The 20,275-nt window shown below is 67.4% G+C and carries 15 protein-coding genes; 4 read left to right on the top strand and 11 right to left on the bottom strand.

Translation table 11 applies throughout. The features are described 5' to 3' along the window. Nucleotides 1-70 precede the first annotated feature (70 nt). The 4 genes from WOC76_RS19375 to WOC76_RS19360 all read right to left on the bottom strand — a co-directional run bounded on the left by WOC76_RS19375 (nt 71) and on the right by WOC76_RS19360 (nt 5,008). Complete coding sequence (locus WOC76_RS19375; protein ID WP_341104436.1) at nt 71-1,243, bottom strand: site-specific DNA-methyltransferase; 1,173 nt, start codon at nt 1,241-1,243, stop codon at nt 71-73. Nucleotides 1,244-1,389: 146 nt separating this feature from the next. Beyond that, a complete protein-coding gene (locus tag WOC76_RS19370) occupies nt 1,390-1,998 on the bottom strand; it encodes a ribonuclease HII (RefSeq protein WP_341104438.1) in 609 nt (202 codons plus the stop codon). A gap of 117 nt (nt 1,999-2,115) precedes the next feature. Continuing rightward, nucleotides 2,116-3,240: a PA0069 family radical SAM protein gene (locus tag WOC76_RS19365; RefSeq protein WP_341104440.1), complete on the bottom strand. Its 1,125-nt coding sequence runs from the start codon at nt 3,238-3,240 to the stop codon at nt 2,116-2,118. 334 nt (nt 3,241-3,574) lie between these two features. After that, on the bottom strand, nt 3,575-5,008 hold the full coding sequence (locus WOC76_RS19360) for a homospermidine synthase (protein WP_341104443.1): 1,434 nt from the start codon (nt 5,006-5,008) through the stop codon (nt 3,575-3,577). 165 nt (nt 5,009-5,173) lie between these two features. Between WOC76_RS19360 and WOC76_RS19355 the strand changes: the two genes are divergently transcribed. Beyond that, nucleotides 5,174-6,154 carry a CHAD domain-containing protein gene (locus tag WOC76_RS19355; protein ID WP_341104445.1) on the top strand — a complete coding sequence of 327 codons (981 nt, stop codon included), beginning with the start codon at nt 5,174-5,176 and terminating at the stop codon, nt 6,152-6,154. Between the two features lie 13 nt (nt 6,155-6,167). On the opposite strand, the gene WOC76_RS19350 is transcribed toward WOC76_RS19355, so the two are convergent. Then, a complete protein-coding gene (locus WOC76_RS19350; RefSeq protein WP_341389418.1) occupies nt 6,168-9,659 on the bottom strand; it encodes an acyl-[ACP]--phospholipid O-acyltransferase in 3,492 nt (1,163 codons plus the stop codon). 300 nt (nt 9,660-9,959) lie between these two features. Here WOC76_RS19350 and WOC76_RS19345 point away from each other — a divergent pair, with 300 nt between their 5' ends. The 3 genes from WOC76_RS19345 (at nt 9,960) to WOC76_RS19335 (ending at nt 11,794) form a co-directional block, all read left to right on the top strand. Next, entirely contained in the window at nt 9,960-10,580 is a 621-nt protein-coding gene (locus WOC76_RS19345; protein ID WP_341104446.1) for a TetR/AcrR family transcriptional regulator, read from the top strand. A 46-nt stretch (nt 10,581-10,626) separates the two neighbouring features. Beyond that, a complete protein-coding gene (locus WOC76_RS19340; protein WP_341104448.1) occupies nt 10,627-11,367 on the top strand; it encodes a sulfite exporter TauE/SafE family protein in 741 nt (246 codons plus the stop codon). A gap of 94 nt (nt 11,368-11,461) precedes the next feature. Further along, entirely contained in the window at nt 11,462-11,794 is a 333-nt protein-coding gene (locus WOC76_RS19335) for a hypothetical protein (protein ID WP_341104450.1), read from the top strand. Here the strand turns inward: WOC76_RS19335 and WOC76_RS19330 are convergent. The 6 genes from WOC76_RS19330 to glgX all read right to left on the bottom strand — a co-directional run bounded on the left by WOC76_RS19330 (nt 11,791) and on the right by glgX (nt 20,267). Beyond that, the gene (locus tag WOC76_RS19330) at nt 11,791-12,375 is read right to left on the bottom strand and encodes a DsbE family thiol:disulfide interchange protein (RefSeq protein ID WP_341104452.1); all 585 of its coding nucleotides are present in this window, start codon (nt 12,373-12,375) and stop codon (nt 11,791-11,793) included. The genes WOC76_RS19335 and WOC76_RS19330 overlap by 4 nt on opposite strands. Continuing rightward, a complete protein-coding gene (gene ccmD, locus WOC76_RS19325; RefSeq protein ID WP_341104453.1) occupies nt 12,372-12,539 on the bottom strand; it encodes a heme exporter protein CcmD in 168 nt (55 codons plus the stop codon). The genes WOC76_RS19330 and ccmD overlap by 4 nt, the downstream gene beginning before the upstream one ends. Continuing rightward, nucleotides 12,536-13,306, bottom strand: coding sequence for a heme ABC transporter permease (locus WOC76_RS19320; protein WP_341104454.1), 771 nt, complete (start codon nt 13,304-13,306; stop codon nt 12,536-12,538). Before WOC76_RS19320 ends, ccmD begins: the two co-directional genes overlap by 4 nt. A gap of 65 nt (nt 13,307-13,371) precedes the next feature. Further along, complete coding sequence (locus WOC76_RS19315) at nt 13,372-14,730, bottom strand: S41 family peptidase (RefSeq protein ID WP_341104455.1); 1,359 nt, start codon at nt 14,728-14,730, stop codon at nt 13,372-13,374. After that, entirely contained in the window at nt 14,727-16,106 is a 1,380-nt protein-coding gene (locus WOC76_RS19310) for a murein hydrolase activator EnvC family protein (RefSeq protein WP_341389416.1), read from the bottom strand. Before WOC76_RS19310 ends, WOC76_RS19315 begins: the two co-directional genes overlap by 4 nt. A gap of 33 nt (nt 16,107-16,139) precedes the next feature. After that, nucleotides 16,140-20,267 carry a glycogen debranching protein GlgX gene (glgX, locus tag WOC76_RS19305; RefSeq protein ID WP_341104461.1) on the bottom strand — a complete coding sequence of 1,376 codons (4,128 nt, stop codon included), beginning with the start codon at nt 20,265-20,267 and terminating at the stop codon, nt 16,140-16,142. Nucleotides 20,268-20,275: the final 8 nt, after the last annotated feature.

Raw genomic sequence — 20,275 nt, 5'->3', positions numbered from 1 at the left:
GTCCGTGTAGAGCGCGGCGCGGAAGCGCTTGCGCAGCATCGTCTCGACGCGAAGGGCGGCGGCGAAAAGTCTAATCCGCCGCTCGCAGGCTCTGGCGGATTCGGGCGCGCAGCTCGTCGATCGGCGCGAGGCGGTCCTCGGACTCGTAATGCCAGAAGGTCCAACCGTTGCAGGCGGGGAGTCCCTGCGCCATCGCGCCGGTCTTGTGGATCGAGCCGACGACGCCCGAAAGCGACAGCGTCCCATCCGCGCGGACCACGGCAGAATGGCGCTGCTTCGCGTCGGTGAGACGGGCGCCCGGCGCGATGAGCCCCGACTCGACGAGGCTTGCGAAGGCGATGCGCGGTTCGCTGCGTTTCGACGGCGCCGTCGCGACGGCCTCCTCCGACAGAGGTTCAATGGCGGCGATGCGCGCCGCGGCCGCCTCGGCGTAAACGGGGTCGCGCTCGACGCCGATGTAATGGCGGCGCAGGCGCTTGGCGACGGCGCCGGTCGTGCCCGAGCCGAAGAAGGGATCGAGCACGAGGTCGCCGGCGTTGGAGGCGGAGAGGATGACGCGCGCGAGCAATGTCTCGGGCTTTTGCGTCGGATGGGTCTTGCGGCCGTTTGCGTCTTTCAGCCTCTCGGCGCCGGTGCAGATCGGCAGAAGCCAGTCCGAGCGCATCTGACAATCTTCGTTGCCGGCCTTCAGCCCCTCGTAATTGAAAGTGTAATTTTTGGCGCTCGCATCGCGCGCGGCCCAGATCATCGTCTCATGCGCATTAGTGAAACGGCGGCCGCGGAAATTCGGCATGGGATTGTTCTTGCGCCAGACGATGTCGTTCAGGATCCAGAAGCCCAGATCCTGCATGATCGCGCCGACGCGAAAGATATTGTGATAGGAGCCGATGACGAAGATCGTCGCGGTGGGCTTCATCGCGCGGCGCGCGGCGGCGAGCCATTCGCGGGTGAAGGCGTCGTAAGCGGCGAAATCGGCGAATTTGTCCCAATCGTCGTCGACGGCGTCGACGAGGCTCTGATCCGGCCGGGTGAGCTTGCTCGCAAGCTGCAAATTATAGGGCGGATCGGCGAAGACGAGATCGACGCTTTCGGCGTCGAGGCCCAGCATCATCGACACGCAATCCCCTTGCAGGATCATATTGCGCGCCGGCGGCGCGCGGTGCGGCCCCTCCTGAGAAATCCCGGTACGCGTGACCTTTATCCGGGTAGTGAGGCGGGCCGCCCCGACGCGCGCGCTACTCATTTACGCAACACCACATACGCTTTGAACACGAGCGATGATGCCCAAACGAGGTAAAGGCCGCGTATAGGAGGGGCGCGCGGGGGCGTCTCTTTTTCGAACGTTTTTGTTAATGAAACGACAAGCTTAGCAATAAGCTAACGGGCGCTTCAGGCGTCGCGCAGCGGCGAAAAACTCATCCGGTGAATGGGGGTTGGGCCGATCTCGCGCAGCGCGTCGAGATGTCGCTTGGCGGCGTAGCCGACATTCGTCTCGAAGCCATAGGCCGGAAAATGTCCGCCGAGCCGGCGCATCATGGCGTCGCGGGCGACCTTGGCGACGATGGAGGCGGCGGCGATGGAGAGGGCGGCGGCGTCGCCCTTGACGATGGCGCGGCAGGGGCAGGCGAGGCGGGGCGGATCGGAGCCATCCACGAGGACATAGGCCGGCGCGCGGGAGAGGCCGGCGACGGCCCGCGCCATGGCCGCGAGCGTCGCCTGGCGGATGTTCATGGCGTCGATTTCGGCGGGCGTGACGAAGGCGACGCTCACCGCCAGCGCCTTTTTCATGATGCGCTCGAAGGCGTCCTCGCGCGCCTTTTGCGCCAGCGCCTTGGAATCGTCGAGACCGCGCGGCAGGCGCTTCGGATCGAGAATGACGGCGGCCGCCGTCACGGGGCCTGCCAGTGGCCCGCGCCCGACTTCGTCGACGCCCGCGACGGGCCAGACGCCTTGCCGGTAGAGGCGTCCTTCGATGCGGAAATCGGGCCCCGCGCTCATGGCGTCGCCGCTCCGGAGCGGGAAGGAGAGGACGCGGGACTTTTCCCTTTTGTTGTCATTGGCGCAGCAAAACGCCTGCGAGGCCGACGCGCAAGAGCAAGCCGGCGCTTTCCCCGCTTAAAACAGGGCGAGTTGCTGGGGCCCCTGTCGCGGCGGCTCGAAAAGATCGGTTCGCAGCCGCGTGGCCGTTTGCGGGAAGCCGAGCCGTTTAGCCGCGACCTCGAACCTCCGGCCGATCATCCAGGCATAGGGCCCCTCGCCCGTCATGCGCTTGCCGAAGCTCGGGTCATAACTCTTGCCGCCGCGCGTCGAGCGCACGAGCGAGAGGGCGCGGCGCGCCTTGTCGGGAAAATTGGCGACGAGCCACTCGCTGAAGAGATCGCGCAATTCCAGCGGCAGGCGCAGCATCACATAGCCCGCCTCGCGCGCGCCGGCGGCATGGGCGCGGGCGAGGATGGCTTCGATTTCGTCGTCGTTGATGGCGGGAATGATCGGCGCCGTCATCACTGCGACGGGGACGCCGGCGGCCGCGAATGCCTCCATCGCTTCGAGCCGCCGCGCGGGCGTCGCGGCGCGGGGCTCCATAATGCGGGCGAGGCGCGGATCGAGCGTCGTGACCGAAAAGGCGATCTTGACGAGCCCGTCGCGGGCCATGGGCGCGATGAGATCGAGATCGCGCAGCGCGAGCGCCGATTTGGTGACGATCGCCACCGGATGTCTGGCCCGCGCCAGCGTTTCGAGCACGCTGCGCATCACCCTGTGGCGCTTTTCGGCGGGCTGATAGGGGTCGGTATTCGTGCCGATGGCGATGACCTTTGGCGTATAATTCGGAGCGGACAATTCACGTTCGAGTAGCTGCGCCGCGCCTTCCTTGACGAAAATCTCGGTCTCGAAATCGAGCCCCGGCGAGAAACCCATATAGGCGTGGGTGGGCCGCGCGAAACAATAGACGCAGCCATGCTCGCAGCCGCGATAGGGATTGATCGAGCGGTCGAAAGGAATGTCGGGCGAATCATTCTTCGTGATCATCGAGCGCGGCTTCTCGACGTGGAAATGCGTCTCGAGCGCCGCGAGGCTCGCGATCGAACCCCAGCCGTCGTCGACCTCCTCGCGGCTTTCCTTTTCAAAACGTCCGCTGCGCTTCGAAAGCGCCCCGCGCCCGCGCCGCCGCCCGGCCTCGACCAGCGCCCCGGCGCCGGCGACCGCCTCCGCGTCAGGCGAGATGTCCGCGAGCCGACCCATGACTGACCTTGCCCTCTTTCTGGAGACGGGAGGCCGGTCGCCCGGCCCCCCGTGGTCGCGGCTGGAGACTTTTGCGCCGGCCGGCTCGACCTGCCGGATCGGAACAAACCACGAATAAACGAACAGATAAAGAACAATTGAGGCCGGCGCAAGAGAGGCGAGCGAGGGCCGATAGGGGTCATCCTCGACGGGGAACGATTTCGCTTTTCGGAAAGCCCCTTAAAAAACAACCCCTCCGCCAGGGGAGCGCCACGGCGGGCGCTCGCTCGGCGGAGGGGTTCTCGTTTTCGTCCCTGTTTACAATCCCGCGTTTACATTGCGCGGGGACGGGCGCTCAGCGCACCAAAATATTCTTGAACTGCCAGGGGTCGCTCTCGTCGATGTCCTCGGGGAAGAGGCCGGGGCGTCCCTCGAGCGGCGTCCAGTCGGTGTAATAGCCTTTCACCGGGCCGAGATAGGGAAGCTGCACCTCGAGGCAACGCTTGTAGTCGACCTCGTCGGCCTCGACGATGCCGGCCTCGGGATTTTCCAGCGCCCAGACCATGCCGGCGAGCGCGGCGGAAGAAACCTGCAGCCCGGTGGCGTTCTGATAGGGCGCGAGGTCGCGCGTCTCCTCGATCGAGAGCTGCGAGCCATACCAATAAGCGTTCCTGGCGTGGCCATAGAGCAGCACGCCGAGTTCGTCTATGCCGTCGACGATTTCATGTTCGTCGAGGATCTTCCACTCCGGCTGCATCTTGCCGGCGGCGCCGAACATTTCATGCAGCGACAGCACCGCGTCATTGGCGGGGTGATAGGCGTAATGGCAGGTGGGGCGATAGACAGCCTTGCCGCTGTCGTCGCGCACGGTGAAATAGTCCGCGATCGAGATCGATTCGTTGTGCGTGACGAGGAAGCCATATTGCGCGCCGGGCGTCGGGCACCAGCTGCGCACGCGCGTATTGGCGCCCGGCGAGAGGAGATAGATCGCCGCGCCGCAGCCCGTCTGATGGGCGCGGCCGATGTCGGGCAGCGCCTTTTCATGCGTGCCCCAGCCCAGTTCGGCCGGCTGCATGCCCTCGGAGACGAAGCCCTCGACCGACCAGGTGTTGACGAAGACGTCGAGCGGCTTGGGGTTGCGGGCGCGCTGCGTGTCGCGCTCGGCGATATGGACGCCCTTCACGCCGAGCTTCTGCGCCAGCGCGCCCCATTCTGCGCGTGTCGTGGGCTCCGTGTCGAAGACGCCCGTATCCTTGGCGATATTGACGAGGGCCTGCTTGACGAACCAGGACACCATGCCGGGATTGGCGCCGACGCAGGAGACGGCGGTCGTTCCGCCGGGGCTCCGGCGGCGCTCCTCGAGGATCGTCTCGCGCAGGGCGTAATTGGTGCGCGACTCATTGCCCATGGACTTGTCGAAATAGAAGCCCGGCCAGGGCTCGATGACCGTATCGACGTAAAGCGCCTTCAATTCCCGCGCGAGCTTCATGATGGCGAGCGAGGAGACGTCGACCGAAAGATTGACGATGAAGCCCTGTCCGCCGCCCTTGGTCAGGAGCGGCGTCAGCACCTCGCGGTAATTCTCGGGCGTGAGCTTCTCCTTGAGGAAGGCGATCCCGCGCTCGTCGAGAAGCCGGCGATGCGTATCCACCGGGTCGATCACCGTGAAACGCGCCTTGTCTAAGTCGAAGTGGCGTTCGATCAGGGGCAGGATGCCGCGCCCGATGGAGCCGAAGCCGATCAGGACGATCGGGCCGGTGATTTTGCCATAGACGGGCCAGACTGACATATGCGCGGTCTCCTGCGGTTCGTTCGAAATTGTTGCGCCGCGATAAAGCAAGAGCCGGCGTCTTAATCAAGTGCGCGGATTTTACGCTCCCGCCCGCTCTTGACCCCGGCCCGCCGCAAGCCAGAATCGAAATCGAACGCAAGGGAGCGGCCCGAGGGAGCGACCATGGGACCGGCGAGGGGAAGCGATCTCGAAACGCCGGCTCCCCGCGCGGCCGAACTGCGCCTCGTCACGGTCACGCCGGACCAGCCGCAAAAGGCCAAGCCTGTCAAACTCCTCGCAAGCGATTCGGTCGAGGACGCGGCGGTGTGCGTCTTTTCGGCCGCGCTCGACCATTTCGAGGCCAATATCCCCGCTTTCGAGGCCCGACCGTCGGCGGAAGCCGTTCACCAGATGCGCGTCGCCCTGCGGCGGCTGCGCGCGGCGCTGGGGCTTTTCAAAAAAGCGCTCTCCGGTCCGACGCTGGAGGAGGCGCGGATGCAAGCCAAGCGCATCGGGGCCGTGCTCGGCGCGGCGCGCAACCTCGACGTTTTTTGCGACATGCTGGCGGAGGGGCCGGGTCGGGCGATGGGCGACGATCCGGGCTTTTCCGCCCTGCGCGACGCTCTCGAACGGCGCCGCGCCGGCGCCTATCGCGCCGCGCGGGCGGAGATCGGCGGACCGCAACTGGACGCCTTTCTCTCGGCGTTTCGCAAAGCCATCGCCTCGCGCGACTGGGAGGCGGCGGCGGGCGCAATCGACGAAGGATCGGCGACCGACTTCGCGCGCGAGACGCTGTCGAGGCTGCGAAAGCGCGTCTTGAAGAAAACCAAAGGACTCGCCGACCGCACGCCGGAAGAACGCCACGCCGCCCGCATCGCGCTCAAGAAGGCCCGCTATGGGGCGGAGTTTTTCGAAAGCCTGTTCGACCGGGACGCGGCGGCCGATTTCGCCGCGACGCTTGCGAAGATTCAGGACGGGCTTGGCGCCTTCAACGACATGGCGATGGCCGAGCGCCTGCTCGACGAGATCGAGACCGGGAGCGGCGAGGGCCTGAGCGCCGCGGGCTTCGTGCGCGGCTGGTTCGCCCATGCGGCGCAGGAGGGGGCGGCCCATGCGCGAAAGACCGAGAAAAAGCTCAAAAAGCTCGAGCCTTTCTGGGAGTGAGGGTCCGCCTCGCTCATGCAACCGATGACGCCCCGCCGCCGTCGATGCGGCCCAGCACGCCATTGGGCTGACGCGGACCGCCGCCCAGATAGCGGTTGCGGTCGCGCACGAGCTTTGTCACGGCGGAAAAGTCGATCTTGCCGGAGCCGAGCAGCGGGACGCGCTCGACGCAGACGATCTCGGCGGGGATCGAGACATCGGATGCGCCTTTCGATTTGGCGTAGGCCAGGAAGCCGGCGCGGGTGGCGTCCTTCTGCTGGGTGACGAGGACGATGCGCTCGCCCTTGCGCGGGTCGACCTCGGTCGCGGCGGCGGAGAGCGCGGCCGGCCAGAGTTCGGCGGCGAGCTCTTCGACGGCGGCGAGCGACACCATTTCGCCGCCGACCTTGGCGAAACGCTTCGCGCGGCCCTTGATCGTGACGAAGCCCTCCGCGTCGATCGTGACGATGTCGCCCGTGTCGTACCATCCGCCCGGCGGCGGCTGCAATTCGCCCGGCCGGTCGGCCTTGAGATAGCCCATCATCACATTGGGGCCGCGCACCAGCAGCCGGCCGCCCTCCTCGACGCCGGGCACGCGTTCGAGCCGATGCTCGACGCCCGGCATGAGGCGGCCCACCGTGCCGAATTTGTTGAACATGGGCGTGTTGAGCGCCAGCACCGGCGCGGTCTCGGTGACGCCATAGCCTTCGAGAATGCGGATGCCGAATTTCTCGCACCAGACCTCGCGCGTCGATTGTTTCACGGGCTCGGCGCCCGCGACGACGTAGCGGATCGAGCGGAAGTCGTAAGGGTGCGCCGAACGCGCATAGCCGGCGAGAAACGTGTCGGTGCCGAAGAAGATCGTGGCGTTGGTGCCGTAGATCATCTCCGGCACGATGCGATAATGCAGCGGCGAGGGGTAGAAATAGACCGGCACGCCGGAGATGAGCGGCAGCATGAAGCCGATCGTCAGGCCGAAGGAGTGAAAGACCGGCAGCACGTTGAAGACCTTGTCCTTGCGGCCGAAGTCGATGCGCGCCGCCGCCTGTGCGGCGTTCGCCAGCATGTTCCGGTGCGAGAGCGCGACGCCCTTGGGCGCCCCTTCCGAGCCCGAGGTGAAGAGCACGGCGGCCATGTCGTCGGCCTTGCGGGGAACGACGGGCTTTCTGAAGCGCAGCCCGGCCGAAAGCTTGTCGAAGAGCCCGATGCGCGCGCCCATGTCTTCGAGATAGACGAGCGCCACTTTTTCAGAGAGCGCCGCGGCGAGCCGGTCGAGCTTGCCCTTCTCGATGAAGGCCTGCGAGGTGACGATGGTCGTCACGCGCGCGGCCTCGCAGCCCGAGAGGATATTCGCGGCGCCGGCGGTGAAATTGATCATGGCCGGAACGCGTCCCGCCGAGATCGTCGCGAGGAAGGCGACGCCCGCGGCGTTGGCGTTGGGCAGCATGACGCCGACGGCGTCCCCCGGCGCGCCGATCTGCGCGATCCTTACGGCGAGCGCGCGGGTCGTGACGAGGATCTTGCGATAGGTCAGCTTGCCCGTGAGCGGGTCTTCGAGCGCGACGCGTGAGAGGCCGTGCTTCTCGGCCGCGTGCACGACCGCCTCGAAGATGGTCTCGTCGGTCTTCGTCGTGCGAAAGACGAGATCCGACATGATCTGATAGAGCGCCGCGCCCGCCGCCATGCGCCGCGCCTTGCCCTTGAGCGCCTCGTCCACGCTGAGGCGCACCGGCTCCAGAATGGTGAGGGTGAATTTCGGAAAGAAGCGCCGCCGCGCCTGTTCGCGGGTCAGGCGCGAAAACATGGTTTGCTCCGGCCCGTCGATCTTCACCGGCACGACGAGGGCGCCGGATTTCTCGGCGATGAGCCCGGCGCCGTCATAGACCTTCATCAGGCTGCCGGTGACGGTGAGGCGCCCTTCGGGAAAGATCACCAGCGGATCGCCGGCCTTGACGGCGTTGACGAGCGTGCGCGTGCCCATCGGCTTTGCCGGATCGAGCGGAATGGCGCGGGTGAAATGCAGGAAGGGCTTCACCCACCAGCGTTTGGAAATGCCGGAGTCGATGGCGAAGACCGGCTCTTTCGGCATGAGGGAAAGGATCGCCGCCGCGTCGAGGAAGCTCACATGATTGAGCGCGACGATCGGGTTTTCTCCGGCCTTGTCGAGGTTCTCGAGGCCCTTCACCTCGAGCCGGTAGAAGGCCCGAAAAAAAATGGACAGGAGGTCGAGCAGCGGATTGGTCACGACGGTCTTTCTGATCCAGACCGCCGAGAGAAAGGCGACGGCGCCCATGCCGAGGAACAACTCGGCGAGCGTGACGCCCTTGCTTTGCAGCCAGGCGACGCCGGCTCCGCCGAGCGCCATGAAGGCGGCGTTGTGGACATTGACCGCCGCGACGGTGCGGGCGCGCTGATCCGCCGGGCTTTGCGCCTGAATGGCGGCGAAGGAGGGAACGATCATCAGCCCGCCGGCGAGCGCGACGAACGCAAGATCGATCGCGGCGCGCAGGGCGCCGGGCTCGGCGAAATAGGGGCCGATGTCGAGGTCGGCGAGGCCGGGGCTGGAAACGCCCGCGTCGGCCGCGCGCCGCAGCTCCGCAAGGCCGAGATCGAGCGAGGCGGCGGCGATGACGAGGGCGCCGACGACGGCTGGGAGCAGCACGATACGGCCCTTGAGCAGAAAGGCGGCGAGCCCCGAGCCCAGGCCGATGGCCACGGCGAAAATGGCGAGGTGCAGCGTCACGACGCTCTCGCCGCCATGGAGCGACTGCGTCACGAGCGGCGGCATCAGCGACATGCCGATCGAGCCGAAGAGCCAGAACAGGCTCGTCACCGTGGTGAGGCGCGCAAGCGGCGGCGCGGCGCGCAGGGCCTTGAGCAGCCGGAAGGTCGAGCGGACGATATTGGGGTCGATCGCAAGGCCGGCGGCGCCCGGCGCCGTTGAAGGGATGAACCAGGCGGCCACATAGCTCGCGAGCGCCACGGCCATGACGCCGCAGACGAAGGCGAGGGCGCCGAACGGCTGGCCATGGCTCTGCATGGCGAGGCCGCCGGCGATCGTGCCGGAGAGAATGGCGAAGAAGGTGGCGGTTTCGACGAGCGCATTGCCGGCGGGAAGCTCCTCGCGCGTCAATTGATCGGGCAGGATGCCGTATTTGACCGGCCCGAACAGCGCGCCTGTCACGCCAAAGAGCAGCAGCGCGGCAAAGAGCGTGGGCACATGCTCGAAATAAAATCCTGCGGCGGAGAGGCCGGCGACGCCGATCTCCGCGAGGCTCAGGACACGGGCGATGCGCGCCTTGTCGAATTTGTCGGCCATCTCGCCGGCAATGCCCGAGAGCAAAAAGAAGGGCGCGATGAAGATCGCGCCCGCGAGTGTCACGAGTGAGGCGCCCTTTGCGCCCCCGACTTGCGCCAGAATGAGCAGAACGAGCGCGTTCTTGAGGAAATTGTCGTTGAAGGCCGCAAAGAACTGGCGCCAAAAAAGCGGCGCGAAGCGGCGCGTGGCCAAAAGCGAGTGCGACATGGGCTCATTCCAGCAGGCGGGCCGGCGACATTGACCAACGCCGATTAATGATGGGTCAAGAGGCCGGTCCCTTTCAAGAACGTCGACAGGCGGCGCGCCGAACATAGGCGCCAAAAGTTGTGAACTATGTTCATGAAGTGTATAGGAGCGTTTTGAACCAAGTGCAACTCTTTTCTTGAACGACGTTCGATCCCAGTCCAGGGTGGCGGGCTTTTTGGAACCAGGCGCCTGCTTTGGCGGTTTGAACAAGCGTCCGCGTCGGGCGCCGCGCGGCGCGTTACGATCCGAAAGGATACCGGGGTGAGCGAGACCAGGACGGAGGCCGGCGCGCAGCGCCGCTCGAAATTGCGGGAGCGCCTGCTCGAGGTCGCCCGCCAGTCGATCGCCGGCCGGGGACTGGCGGGGCTCAAGGCCCGCGATCTCGCCGCCGAGGCGGGCTGCGCGCTCGGCGCGATCTACACGGCCTTCGACGACCTCGACGAGCTGATCCTCAGGGTCAATCTTCTGACCCTGCAACGTCTTGGCGAGGCGCTTGACGGAGCCTTGCGGGAGGCCGAGCCCGAGGAGGCCTTGCGGGCCCTGGCCCGCGCCTATCTCGACTTCGCCCGGGCCGAGGAGCCGAGCTGGCGCGCGCTGTTCGAGCATCGTCTTTCGGGCGGCGCGCCGGTGCCGGGCTGGTATGTCGATGCGCGCAACCAGCTGTTCTCGCGCCTCGAAACGCCCTTGGGCCAATTGCTGCCGGGGCAGGACGGCGAGGCCCGAGCGCGGCTCGCCCGCACGCTTTTCTCAGCCGTTCACGGCGTCGTCGCGCTCGGTCTCGAGCAGAAGATCGCGGCGACGCCGCCGCAGATGCTCGACGTCCAGCTCGACGCGCTGGTGCGGCTCATCGCCGCTGGCCTCGAAACGGATGGGGGTGGCTGAAAACCCGGCGGCTTGCCAGGCGCGCGGCAAACTGACATAGGCGCGCATGCCTTTCTTTCTGCTCTTCGCCGTCGCGCTCTGGGCCGGCGCGCAAAATGCGCTGGCCGGCGGCGGCTCCTTCCTCCTCCTGCCGACGCTCATGTTCACGGGGATGGATGCGCTCGCGGCGAACATCACCTCCTGCGTCGCGCTCTTCCCGGCGCAGATCGCCACCGGCTGGACCGGGCGCAGCCATGCGAAAGGCGTGGGCGCAATGTCGCTTCGCTGGCTTTTCGCCATCAGCATCGTCGGCGGCGCCATCGGCGCGGTCATTCTGCTTGCGACGCCGCGCGGCCTTTTCGCGCACCTCGTGCCCTGGCTGGTGCTTTTCGCCACGGGGCTCTTCGCCTGGGGCAGTTTCCTGCGCAAGCCCGGCGAAGCGCATGGCCATCTCGGCCCGGCGGGCGCGGGGCTCATCCAGTTCCTGATCGCGACCTATGGCGGCTATTTCGGCGGCGGCGCGGGCTTTCTCATGGTCGCCGCCCTGACCATGGCAGGTCAGGCCGTCCGCATCGCCAGCGCCACCAAGAATGTGCTGGCGGGCGTGATGAACGCCTCCGCCGTCGCGATCTTCCTGTTCTCGCCGGATCTGCACTGGCCGCAGGCGCTGACGGCGGCGGCGGGCGCGACCATCGGTGGCGTCGCGGGCGCGCGGCTCATTCACATCATCGACGAGAAAATCCTGCGCCTCTTCATCATCGCTGTGGGTTCGGCGCTCACCGTCGGCCTGTTCCTGAAGGCGCCCTGAAGGCGCTCGCTCGAACGCGAGCGTAACCGTTCACCGATCCTCAAATGTCATCGGCTAGGGTTCTATCGGTCGAAACCGCAGCCCCCGAACAGCCATGCTCCCATCCGTCGCCGAAAAACCGAGACAGAAAGCCGGCCCCCAGCAGGAGCGGCGCGCCGCCGCGCGTCTCAAATTCCTCCTCGACGCCTGGGCCGACCCCGGCGGCGTGGCGCCCGCGATCCCCTGTGAAGTGATCGACCGCTCGACGACAGGCGCGAAGATCGACTGCGGCGCTGCGGACTTGCCGGATGTCTTCATTCTCGCCGTCGGTCAGGAGCGGCATGTCGCCGAGGTCGTCTGGCGACGTCAGACGCTCGTCGGCGTCGCGTTCCGGAAGGGCGTCCGCCCGCCGCGCGCCGGGGCCCGGCTCCCGGCGCGGGAAAGCTAGTTTCCCGCCGCCTTTTCGATTTCGGGAAGCAGGACCGTCGCCGCGGCGGAAGGCGTCAGCGGTCCGACGAATTTATAGGCGATCGTCCCGTCGCCCTTGACCACGAAGGTCTCCGGCACGCCATAGACGCCGAAGTCGATGGCCGTGCGGCCGGCGGGGTCGACGCCGACGCGCTGGAAGGGATTGCCCTGGCCCTGGAGAAAGCCGAGGGCGTTGGCCGGCTCGTCCTTGTAGGACAGGCCGTAAAGCTCGACGCCCTTCGCCTTCAGCTTTTCGTCCGCCGCGAGCGTCATGAGCGTGGCGTGCTCCTGACGGCAGGGCGCGCACCAGCTGGCGAAGACATTGACGACGCTGACATGGCCCTTGCGCAGATCGGCGGTCGCGAGGCCCGGCGCGCCGAGGCCCGAGAGCGCCGGCAGATCGAATTGCGGCGCGGGCTTGCCGATCAGCGCGGACGGCAGCCGCGAGGCGTCGCCGGAGAAGAGCCGCACGAAGAAGAGCGTCGCGAGCAGCGCGAAGAGGACGAGCGGCAGGAAACGCAGCGGCGAGCGCGGCGCGGAGGCGGTCGCAGGCTCGCTCACGCGCGGCCTCCGTCCTGGTCCCTGCCATCCTCGTCCCGGCCGCCCAGGCGCGCAAGCTCCGCCTTCAGGCGCCGGTAGTCGAGAAGGATGCGCGCCGCCATGCCGCCGATCGTGAGAAAGGCGATCGCATAGGCGGCCGCGACATAGGTTGCGTGATCGCTCATTGCGCAGCCTCCAGAGAGGGAGATTCGCCCTCGTCCCGCGCGCCGGCCTGTAGAGCCTGCAGCGACAGGCGCGCCAGCCGACGGCGCAGGATTTCGTTGCGGATCGCCATGAAATGCAGGGTCAGGAACAGGAGCGTCGCGGCCAGCGCCATCACCAGCAGCGGCCAGAGCATGGCGCCCGAGATCGTCGGCCCGCCCACGCGGAAGACCGAGGCCGGCTGATGCAGCGTATTCCACCAGTCGACGGAATATTTGATGATCGGAATGTCGATCGCGCCGACGAGCGTCATGATCGAGGCGACGCGCGCGCCGCGCGGCGTGTCGTCCATGGTCTGGCGCACGGCGATCAGGCCGAGATAGAGCAGGAACAGGACGAGCATCGAGGTGAGGCGCGCGTCCCACACCCAATAGGTTCCCCACATCGGCTTGCCCCACAGCGAGCCCGTGACGAGGCAGACGAAGGTGAAGGCGGCGCCGAGCGAGGCGGCGGTCTTCTGCGCGGCGTCGGCGAGCGGATGTTTCCACACGAGAACGCCGAGCGAGGCGGAGGTCATCACGACATAGGCGAAGAGGGCGAGCCAGGCCGCGGGCACGTGGATATACATGATCCGCACGGTCTCGCCCTGCTGATAGTCGGGCGGCGCGGCGAAGGCGCCGTAAAGGCCGACCGCGAGCAGGATCAGCGTGAGGCCGGTGAGCCACGGCAGGACGATGCGCGCGAAAGCGAGGAAGCGCGTCGGATTGGCGTAGTCGAGGATATTGGGCATCTTCCGACCTGATAAACGAAACGGACGCCGCAAACGGCGCCCGCTTTCTGGAGCTTTCAATTCGCTCAATTGGCCTTGGTCGTGGCCTTTGTCGAGTCCTTGGCGACTTCCTTGGACTGCTCGGCCATGATCTGGGCTCTCGGCTTGCCGTGGAGAAGGTCGATGGCGGCGGTGAGCTGCTTGTCCTTCTTCTCGTCCGGCGGCACATAGGCCTGCGAGCCGGTCTTCTCGTCCTCGCCGTTCTTCAGATGGCCCTTGAGCGAGGCTTCGCCCTTGGTGTCGTCCTTGCCCTTGAGCTCGTCCGGCACGTCCTGCAGGATCACCATGTCGGGATCGATGCCCTTGGCCTGGATCGAGCGGCCGGACGGCGTGTAATAGCGCGCTGTGGTGAGCCGCAGCGCGCCGCTCGAGCCGCCGAGCGGGATGATGGTCTGGACCGAGCCCTTGCCGAAGGAGCGCGTGCCGATCAGCGTCGCGCGCTTGTGGTCCTGCAACGCGCCGGCGACGATCTCGGAGGCCGAGGCCGAGCCGCCGTTGATCAGCACCACGACCGGCTTGCCCTTGGACAGATCGCCGGGACGGGCGTTGTAGCGCTGCGTCTCGTCGGCGTTGCGGCCGCGCGTCGAGACGATCTCGCCCTTGTCGATGAAGGCGTTGACCACCTGGATCGACTGGTCGAGCAGACCGCCGGGATTGTTGCGCAGGTCGATGATGTAGCCCTTGAACTTGTCGGCCGGAATCTCCTGCGAGAACTTCGCCATGGCGTTGCGCAGGCCGTCCGCCGTCTCCTCGTTGAATTGCGAGATGCGGATGTAGCCGATGTCGTCGTCCTGCTTGCGCGAGCGCACCGACTTGATGTGAATTTCGGCGCGGGTCAGCTTGACCTCGATCTTGTCCTTGTCCTTGCCGCGGTAGATCGTCAGCTTGACCGGCGTGTTGATGGCGCCGCGCATCTTGTCGACGGCCTGATTGAGGGTCATGCCCTGCACGTTTTCATCGTCGATGGCGCCGATGAGGTCGCCGGACATGATGCCCGCGCGCGAGGCCGGCGTGTCGTCGATCGGCGTCACGACCTTCACGAGGCCGTCTTCCTGCGTCACCTCGATGCCGAGCCCGCCGAACTTGCCTTCGGTCTGGGTCCGCATGTCCTTGAAGCCTTTGGCGTCGAGGTAGCTCGAATGCGGATCGAGCGAGGTGAGCATGCCGTTGATGGCGTTTTCCACGAGCTTCTGTTCGTCGGGCTTCTCGACGTAATCGGCGCGCACCTTGTCGAAGACGTCGCCGAACAGGCTCAGGAACTTGTAAGTGTCGGCGGTGGCCGCCGCCGCCGGCGTGCCGATCAGCGCGCGCGCCTGCTGGCCGAGCGTCGCGCATCCGGCTCCGATGGCGATACCGGTAGCGAGTAGAGCAGTTTTGCGAATCATCCGCCGACCTTCCGACTGTCTGACCTGGCCCACCATGGGCTCGAGTCGATCGAGGCTCCGTCCTTGCGGAACTCGACATACAAAATGGGTTGTTTCGCGCCGATCGCGATGGTCGCCGCCGTCTGCGCGGCTCCGTCTCCCATGCTGGCCACCGGCTCTCCCGCCAGGACGAACTGTCCGACGTTCACATTCGAGCGACTCATGCCGGCCAGAACCACATAATAGCCGTCGCCCGCGTTAATGATCAAGAGTTGTCCATAGGTTCTGTAAGGTCCTGAAAAGGCGACCCATCCGTCGCAGGGCGCGACCACCACGCCATTCTCGCGGGCGCCGATGAAATAGGCCTTTTCCTTGCCGCCGAACCCGTCCGGCGCGCCATAGCGCCTGAGCACCGGACCCGCGACCGGAAAGTTCAATTTGCCCTTCAGATCGGCGAAGGAGACGGCGGGCGCAAGGCGCGCGGGGTCCCGGAAGGGGGCGGCGAGCGCCTTTCTGCGCTGCTCCGCGTCTAGCTTCGCCTGGGCGGCGGCGCGCTCGGCGTCGGCCTTGCGCGCGGCCTCGGCGGCCTTGCGCGCGGCTTCGCTTTCGGCCTCCATGCGCGTGATGAGCTCCTTGAGGCTCGTCGCCTGGCGCGCGAGCTTCTCGGCGCGTTCGCTTTCGCTCAGCAGCGCCGATTGCGCCGCCGAGAGCGCCTCCTGCCGCATCTCGATCAATTCGCCGAGCCGCTGGCGCTGTTCGGCGAGCGCGGTCCTTTCCTTGTCGAGGCGCGCCTGTTCCTGCCGCACGCCGTCGCGCAGGCGCAGGAGTTCGGAAAGATCCGTCTGCAACGCCTGCGCCTCGGCGCGCATTTGCGGCAGCAAATCTCCGAGCGCCAGCGCGGCGCGCAGCGCGTCGAGAATGTCCTGCGGCCGTGCGAGCAGCGCAGGCGGCGGGCGCCGGCCCATGCGTTGCAGCACCATCAGCACCTCGACGATCGTGGCGCGGCGGCTTTCGAGCGAGCCGACGATCGCCTTTTCCTGAAGGCCGAGCGTTTCGAGACGGGCCTCGATCTCGGCCGCGCGCGCCTCGGCCTCCTGAAGCTTCTCCGTCGCCTCGATCAGCGTCCTGTTGAGATTCTCGCGGATCGCCGCATGCCCGGCGACTTCCTCCTCGAGCTTGCGCGCCTGCGCCCGGCTTTCGCCCATCACGTCCTCGACGCCGCGCAATTCGAGCCGGCGCAGCGTCAGATCGTCCGCGCCGACCGCCGGCTTGTCTTCAGCGGAAAGGGGCGCGGCGGCGAGGAGGGAGGCGCCGGCGAGAACAGAGGCGAGTGCGAAGCCGCCGACCGGGCGCAGACGCGCCTCGCCCGCCCGAAAACGCTCCGCCGATGCCGTCATAAGCGCCCGAGGCCCCTTGAAGAGAACGCGCGACTATGGCCCCGCAATCTCGTCCAGATTGCGGCGGAGCGCCGAAACGATCGCGCACGCCCGCGGCAGGGAAAATAGCGTCTCGACCGTGGGATGGAGCTTGCGCCGCCAGTTCGGCCGCTCCTGATCCGTGCCGGGCAGATTGACGGCGACGCACTCTCCGGCGAGATCGTCGAGCTGCGCCATGGCGAGAACCGACGGCGTGCGCGCCGCGAAAGCGTGCAGGGCCTGAGCCAGCCCATCGTCGAAGGCGGCGTCGTCGAAAATCGCGCCCTCGGCCGGCGCGCCGATCAAGCCCTCTGCGCGCAAGGCGTCGAGGAGCGCGCGCCTGTCGCGCCTGCGGCTCTCGCGCTCCCTTGCGGCGTCCGCGGCGGAAAGAAGCCCCAGAGCTTCCCTCTCGGCGACGTCGGCCTCTTCCCACCAGCCGGCAAGCGTCGGCAGATCATGCGTCGAGACGCAGGCCATGGCCTTTGCGGGATAATCGCGCGGCGCCGCGAAGCCCGCGCCGGCGCGCTCGAACCAGAGGACCCGATAGCTCAGCACATTCGCCGCCGCGAGCCTGTCCCTGAAGCCGAAGGGGAGCGTGCCGAGGTCTTCGCCGACGACGAGGCAATTGGCGCGGACGCTCTCGAGGGAGAGCTGCGCGAGCAATGCGTCGAGCGGATAGGAGACATAGGCGCCTTCGGTCGCCTTCGCGCCCTCCGGCACGAGGAAGAGCCGCGAGAGCCCCATCACATGGTCGATGCGCAGCGCGCCGGCATGGCGCATGTTGGCGGCGAGAAGCTCGGCGAAGTCGGCGCCGCCGTCGGCTTCGATCGCGAGCGGATCGGGCGCCGGCAGGCCCCAGCTCTGGCCGTCGCGGCTGAAGGGATCGGGCGGCGCGCCGATCGAAAATCCCGCGATGCGGCGCTTCGCCTTGCGCCAGCTTTCGGCGCCGTCCGGCGCGGCGCCGATGGCGAGGTCCCGGCAAAAGCCGAACGCCAGCCCCGCGTCGCGCGCCGCCGACGCCGCCTTCGCCAGCTGGCTGTCGGCGACCCATTGCAGAAATTTGTGGAAGCGCAGGCGCTCCGCATGTCGATCCGCGACGGCGGCGAGCGCGGCGCCATCGCCGTCGCGCAACGCCTGCGGCCAGCGGCGCCAATCCTCGCCGCCGCGCATCTCCGCGATCGTCTCGAAAAGCGCGAAGCGATGGAGCGCGTCGCCGCCCTCGGCGCAAAAACGCGAGAAGCTCCGAACGCTGTCCGCCTCGGGGCGGCGCCGCGCCAGAGCGTCGAACTGCGAGAAAGCCTTTTCGAACGCCGGCCGCTTGAGCGCCTCGACGCCCTCGTAATCCACCCTCTCCCGAAGCGACAAGGCGCGCGCCGCCTCGGGATCGAAGGCGGCTTCGGGCAGTTCGGCGAGGTCGATGGCGAGCGGATCGAGAAAGCGCCTGTCGGAAGGATAATAGGGGCTCGCCCGCGTGCGATCCTGCGAAAAGAGCGCATGCAGCGGATTGATGGCGACGAGCGCCGCGCCGGCCTGCGCGCTGATTTCGGCCAGACGGCGCAGCGTCGTGAAATCGCCGACGCCCTGATCGCCCTCGCGGCGCAGGGCGTAGAGTTGCGCCGAAAATCCGAAGACGCGGCGGTCGGGGAGAGCGCAGTGGGCGGGCGCGACGACGAGGCGGCAGGTTTCGCCATGCTCGGCGCGAAGGTCGTAGCGTCCCGAGGGCAGCGGCGGCAATTGCGCCTGCCGGCCATGATGCAGGAGGCCGTCGGCGCCGCGCCAGGCGCAGGGCGTCGCATGGGAGAGCGCGAGCGGCGTTTCGCGCCCCGCTTCGTCGACGAGCGTCAGGCGGGTCGTCTGGGTCGCGCCGAGGCGCAGCGACGCGGCGGCGTTTTCGCGCGCGACGAAATGCGGCGGCAGCGCGCGGCGGTCACGCAACTGCGCGAGACGAAGGAGGCTGTCGCGCGCGTCGCTGCGGCTCCCCGCGGGCAGGCCGAGACGCGAAAGCAAAGCGAGCAGCGTGTCGCGCGGGACGTGATGCTCGGCGCCCTCGACGTCGCGCCACTGAGTCGCGACGCCGGCCGCCTGCGAAAGACGCGCGAGCAGCGCGTCGTCCACGGCGGGCGCGACGAGGGACGCGGGGCTTTTCTCTTCGACGAGCAGCAGCACGCTGCGGCCCGGAACGGCGACGCGCGCGCCATCGAGTTGCGCCTCGCCATTGGACGCGTCGAAGGCGAGGCGCCATCCATGGCCGTCGCGGGCGGGCGGCGCTGCGGCGGCGCAGGGCGCGGCGCCCCGATGCAGAATGACGAGCGCGCGGTCGTCTTGCCGATAAAGCGAGACGATCAGCGTTTGCGCCTCGCCCCGGCGCCAGTCCGCTTCGCGCATCGCTTCGCCGTCGGGCCTAAGCCATTCGACATCGGGAAGGAGCGCATCGTCCTGCGCCGCGCCGTCGAGAAAGTGGTCGTCACGGAGCGCGGGATGGGATTTGCGCAGCGCGATCAATTTCGCGGCGGCGTCGATGAGAGAAGATTCCGCCTGCGCCCAGTCGAGCCAGCTCGTGGCGTTGTCCTGCGCATAGGCGTTGTTGTTGCCCTTCTGCGTATGGCCGAGCTCGGCGCCCATGGCGAGCATGGGCGTTCCTCGAGAGAAAAGCAGCGTCGCGAGCAGATTGCGCGCGTCTCGCGCGCGCGCTGCGTGAATCGCGGGATCGTCGCTCTCCCCTTCCGCGCCATTGTTCCAGGAGAGATTGTCGTCCGCGCCGTCGCGGTTGCTCTCGCCGTTCGCGTCATTGTGCTTGCATGCGTAGGAGACGAGGTCGCGCAGCGTGAAGCCATCGTGAGCCGTGATGAAATTCACGCTGCTGGAAGGTCGGCGGCGCGCGAAGACATCCTGCGAGCCGGCAAGCCTTGTCGCGAGTTCTCCCACGCCCACGGCGTCGCCGCGCCAGAAGCGCCGCACGGCGTCGCGATAGCGGTCGTTCCATTCGGCGAAGGGGGCGGGAAATTGCCCGAGGCGATAGCCGCCGGGGCCGAGGTCCCAGGGCTCGGCGATGAGCTTCAGGTCGCGCAGCAAAGGGTCCTGCCGCAGCGCGGTCAGAAAGGGCGAGTCGGGGTCGAAACCCGCCCGGCCGCGCGCCACTGTCGTCGCGAGATCGAAGCGGAAGCCGTCGACGCCGCCATACATCGCCCAGGCGCGCAGCGCGTCCATGGCGAGGCGCACGACAGGCGCGCGCTCGAAAGCAAGGATATTGCCGCAGCCGGCGTCGTTCACATAATGCGACCTGTCGTCGGCCAGCCGGTAATAAGCCGCATTGTCGAGGCCGCGAAGGGAAAGCGTCGGTCCATATGCGTCGCTTTCGCCCGTGTGGTTGAAGACCACGTCGAGAATGACCTCGAGGCCCGCGTCGTGGAGCGCCGCGACGGCGGCGCGGACGTCCTCCCATCCGCCGGGCGCAAGGCGCGGATCGGGCGCCATGAAGGCGATGGGGTTGTAGCCCCAGTAGTTCGTCAGCCCCAGCGGCGGCAGATGATGCTCGTCGATCCAGGCCGCGCAAGGGAGAAGCTCGATCGTCGTGACGCCGAGCTGCTGGAGATGCGCGATCGACGCCTCGTGCGCAAGGCCCGCGAATGTTCCCCGCAGATGCGTTGGCACGTCGGGATGGGCGGCGGTGAAGCCCTTGACGTGCATTTCGTAGAGAATCGTCTCGCGCCAGGCGCGGCGCGGGCGCTTTTGCGCGGCGAGCGGCGGCCGCGTCATTACCCCCTTGGCGACGAAGGGCGCGCTGTCGTCCGCCGCCGTCTCGCCGAAAGCGAGTTGGCTTTGATGAAGGGCGAGCGCGCGATCGAGGGCGAGCGCGTAAGGGTCGACGAGCAGCTTCGCGCCATTGAAGCGATGGCCCTCCTGCGGCGCATCGGGCCCGTAAGCGCGAAAGCCGTACCGCTGCCCCTCTCTCAGGCCCGCGACATGTCCGTGAAAGACGTCGCCCGTGCGCGCAGGGAGCCGGAGGCGGGCGCTTTCCTTGTCCTGCGCATCGAAGAGGCAGAGTTCAATCGTCTCCGCGTGAGAGGAGAAGACGGCGATATTGGCGCCCGTGTCGTCGAGCGTTGCGCCGAGCGGTTCGGGGGCGCCGTCGGTGATGCGCATCGGAGAAC

This window comes from Methylocystis sp. IM3 (assembly GCF_038070105.1).
Classification (GTDB): Bacteria; Pseudomonadota; Alphaproteobacteria; order Rhizobiales; family Beijerinckiaceae; genus Methylocystis.
This window is presented reverse-complemented; position numbering and strand designations above follow the sequence as displayed.

Bases quoted from the DNA above. Each gene is read 5' to 3' on its own strand.
- WOC76_RS19375 (WP_341104436.1), bottom strand. From the start codon at position 1,243: ATGAGTAGCGCGCGCGTCGGGGCGGCCCGCCTCACTACCCGGATAAAG.
- WOC76_RS19370 (WP_341104438.1), bottom strand. From the start codon at position 1,998: ATGAGCGCGGGGCCCGATTTCCGCATCGAAGGACGCCTCTACCGGCAA.
- WOC76_RS19365 (WP_341104440.1), bottom strand. From the start codon at position 3,240: ATGGGTCGGCTCGCGGACATCTCGCCTGACGCGGAGGCGGTCGCCGGC.
- WOC76_RS19360 (WP_341104443.1), bottom strand. From the start codon at position 5,008: ATGTCAGTCTGGCCCGTCTATGGCAAAATCACCGGCCCGATCGTCCTG.
- WOC76_RS19355 (WP_341104445.1), top strand. From the start codon at position 5,174: ATGGGACCGGCGAGGGGAAGCGATCTCGAAACGCCGGCTCCCCGCGCG.
- WOC76_RS19350 (WP_341389418.1), bottom strand. From the start codon at position 9,659: ATGTCGCACTCGCTTTTGGCCACGCGCCGCTTCGCGCCGCTTTTTTGG.
- WOC76_RS19340 (WP_341104448.1), top strand. From the start codon at position 10,627: ATGCCTTTCTTTCTGCTCTTCGCCGTCGCGCTCTGGGCCGGCGCGCAA.
- WOC76_RS19335 (WP_341104450.1), top strand. From the start codon at position 11,462: ATGCTCCCATCCGTCGCCGAAAAACCGAGACAGAAAGCCGGCCCCCAG.
- ccmD (WP_341104453.1), bottom strand. From the start codon at position 12,539: ATGAGCGATCACGCAACCTATGTCGCGGCCGCCTATGCGATCGCCTTT.
- WOC76_RS19320 (WP_341104454.1), bottom strand. From the start codon at position 13,306: ATGCCCAATATCCTCGACTACGCCAATCCGACGCGCTTCCTCGCTTTC.
- WOC76_RS19315 (WP_341104455.1), bottom strand. From the start codon at position 14,730: ATGATTCGCAAAACTGCTCTACTCGCTACCGGTATCGCCATCGGAGCC.
- WOC76_RS19310 (WP_341389416.1), bottom strand. From the start codon at position 16,106: ATGACGGCATCGGCGGAGCGTTTTCGGGCGGGCGAGGCGCGTCTGCGC.
- glgX (WP_341104461.1), bottom strand. From the start codon at position 20,267: ATGCGCATCACCGACGGCGCCCCCGAACCGCTCGGCGCAACGCTCGAC.